The organism is Arthrobacter sp. (genome assembly GCF_031179385.1).
GTDB lineage: Bacteria > Actinomycetota > Actinomycetes > Actinomycetales > Micrococcaceae > Arthrobacter_D.
Genome location: NZ_JAPSHV010000200.1, coordinates 1 through 3,060, shown reverse-complemented (window position 1 = coordinate 3,060; position 3,060 = coordinate 1). Strand labels below are relative to the sequence as shown.

The 3,060-nt window shown below is 64.0% G+C and carries 4 protein-coding genes; all 4 read right to left on the bottom strand.

From position 1 onward, the window contains the following. Positions 1-981: threonine/serine dehydratase (locus RIF85_RS15430; RefSeq protein ID WP_309072786.1), on the bottom strand; the 981-nt coding region annotated here is incomplete at its 3' end. Positions 982-1,015: 34 nt separating this feature from the next. Next, positions 1,016-1,978, bottom strand: a complete 963-nt coding sequence (locus RIF85_RS15425; protein ID WP_309072785.1) for an AEC family transporter — start codon at positions 1,976-1,978, stop codon at positions 1,016-1,018. Positions 1,979-2,042: 64 nt separating this feature from the next. Continuing rightward, the gene (locus RIF85_RS15420; RefSeq protein WP_309072784.1) at positions 2,043-2,480 is read right to left on the bottom strand and encodes a hypothetical protein; all 438 of its coding nucleotides are present in this window, start codon (positions 2,478-2,480) and stop codon (positions 2,043-2,045) included. A 94-nt stretch (positions 2,481-2,574) separates the two neighbouring features. Next, a partial coding sequence (locus tag RIF85_RS15415) for an HNH endonuclease (protein WP_309072783.1) occupies positions 2,575-3,060 on the bottom strand: 486 nt, incomplete at its 5' end.

Here is a 3,060-nt window from a genome sequence, read left to right as displayed (position 1 = left end):
AAGGGCGGGATCAACCGATCCGCCGGAGACGACGGCGGCCACCGTGCCGCCGTCGTTCTGGCTGGAAACGAGGTCGTGCATCCAGGCTGCGGTAGCGACTGCACCGGACGGCTCCACCACAAGCCTGCCGGCGAGGGTGAGGTGCCGCATTGCAGCGAAGATCTGTTCTTCGGTGACGGTGATGATGTCATCCACGTAGCGCTTCACATGTTCCCACGGGTGTACGCCGAGGGCCGGGGTGCGTAAGCCGTCGGCGATGGTGCGGTAGGTCAGGTCCTGCTCCCACGTGATGCGTCGGCCTTCACGGAAGCTTTCGGCGGCGTCAGCTGCCAGCTCGGGTTCGACACCGACTACGCGGGCTTCAGGCTTGAGTGCTTTCACCGCCGTCGCTATACCGGAGATAAGCCCGCCGCCGGAGATCGGGACGAGGACGGTGTCGACGTCGGGCAGTTGTTGCACGATCTCGAGGCCGACTGTCCCCTGTCCGGCGATGATGCGTGGGTCGTCGTAGGGCGGAATGTGAATATACCCGTGCTGGGCTACGAGTTCGTGGGCTCGGACGTCGCGCAGACGGGACGGCACTACCTGGACTTCGGCGCCGAGTGCGCGGACGGCGTCGATCTTTGTCCGTGGAGCTGCCTCGGGCATCACGATGATCGCTCGCAGACCGAGTCGGTGTGCGACCCAGGCCACGGCCCGGGCGTGGTTGCCGGAGGATTGGGCGACGATACCGTGTTCGCGAGCCTGGTCGAGCACTTGGGCGATGGTGTTGTAGGCGCCGCGCAGTTTGAAGGCGCTGGTGGGTTGCAGGGACTCGGCCTTGCAGTGGAGAAGGTCATCCGGGCGTCGCGGGTGTGGCAGCTGGATGATTGGCGTTCGGAGAACCAGGTCGCTGATGCGTTCCGCGGCGGCTTCAATATCGCCGAGGGTGACGAGGGTGGTCTCAGCTGCTTTACTGGTCACGGCTTCACTGGCATCCATGAGCTGATCCTAGCGACCTCCGTCCTTCACGTCCCTACAGCAGGACCGCCAGTGCGATGAGGATCCAGGCTGGCAGGGCTATCCCGGACAGGACAGTCTGGGCGGCGGTGATCTGTGCCATGAGGGCGGCGTCGCCTCCGAGTCGTCGGGCGAAGACGTAGGAACTGGTGGCGGTCGGGAGTGCCTGGAAGACTACGCAGACGACGGCGGCCGGTCCGCTGAATCCGATGAGCAGACACAGTCCCAGTGTTGCGGCGGGCACCGGAAGGAAGCGCAACAGGATGGCGGCCAGGACCGGCCGGAGGGATTCACGTGGGAAGAGTCGTCCGTGGAGGCCGGCGCCGACGCAGATGAGCCCAATCGGCAGGGCGGCTCCGCCGAGCAGCCCCAGGACAGCTGCGAGAAGCTGTACGACGCCGGCCGGTATCGGCATCTCGAGCACGCTGGAGACTGCTGGTACTGACCCGATCAGGTTTGCGGCGAGGCCGATAAGGCAAGCCAGGATGAGCGGGTTGAGGAACACTGCGCGGAGTAGGGCCCTCCCCCGCAGTTTGTGATGTCCGTGATGTGCGAGTGCGACAGTCGATGCCAGGTTCACCAGTGGTATCAGGACTGCGGTAGCGAGGGCAGCGATGGCGATGCCGTCGGAGCCGAAGAGGGCCGCTGCCGTCGTAACTCCAATGTACGTGTTGAAGCGGACGATGCCTTGAAAGACGGATGTGAAGGCCGGACCGTTGTGGCCGGCCGCGGGGCGGCGCAGTCCGTAGGCGAGCAGCGATGAGAACAGCGCGGATGATGCCAGCACCAGGACGATTGGACCTGGTTCGAGAAGGGCGAAGTCGGCTTCGGCGAGGCCGGTGACGAGCAGGGACGGGAGGAGTACGAAGTAGACGAGCTTTTCGAGTCCTGACCAGAAGTCGGCGGCGGTGATGAATTTGTGCCGGAAGACAGAGCCCATCCCGATGAGGATGACCGCGCCCAAGAGCGCAATGACCACGCTTAGGTCCACAACGCCACGTCCGATCGTGGTGTCGTCGGGATGCCGTCAATGGCGTTGGTGGTCACTTGGTTGAGCGTAGCAACTGTCGGTCGCGCCAGGCACCGGTAGACCAGAGCGCCCACAGCACAAGCACGGGCTGAAAGAAGAGGCGGATGAACCTAGCTCGGTCGGTCGTCAGGCCAAAGGCATCAACGCCCTCTACGTACTGGGCAATATTGCCGGGAAAGATCACAAGGAAGAAGGCCGCTGCCAGCCAGCCGACAAGAACCCTGCGCCGCTTTAGGACGATCAGCGCTACCCCGAGGGCCAGTTCGATGACACCGGAACCCACAACGACGGCGTCGGCATCCAGCGGAAGCCAGGAGGGAACCTGTGCGGTGAACTCCGAACGCGCAGCAGTGAGGTGGGCCGTTCCCGCCGTGATGAGGAACAGCCCCAGGAGGACTCGCGCAAGGGACCGGCCGATCGATGTCCGGGGTTCATTTCCGTTAGCCGCCACCTGGCTTAGCGTAGCGGGCAAGGCACGCTTGCTGGCTTAGCGTAGCGGGCAAGGCACGCTTGATCCCAGAATGCGCGCAGCACACTTCGAAATCTCAGAACGGTGGCGGCACCTGCGCACGGTGAACGAACGGTTCGGGCAGCGTCGTGTAGGTCTTCCCAGCGAACGATGTGGAAAGCATCGTGCCCTCGTGTGGTTGACTGTGCCTCCAGAAGCCCATCGTCTTGAACATGTGGTGCTTCTTGCACAGGGCAGCAAGGTTGGCGGCACGGGTTTCTCCACCCTGCGACCAGGGAATCGTGTGGTCGATCTCGCATGCCGAAGCCACCCGACTACACCCCGGATGCCGACACGTCTTGTCCCGCACCCTCACCCAATCCTGCAGGTCCTTCGGCGGCTTGTACCTGGTCCTGCCAACTGACATCACCGCTCCGCTTTCCGGATGAGTGAGTAACCGGGTGAACGACGGCGCATGTCCGGCCAATTTCCGCGCGGTGTCCGCATCGATCGGCCCATAGCCGTCCAGCTCGGCAGGTTCGTCTCCCCCGAGCAGAGTCATCACCGGCACAGTGACGAAGAC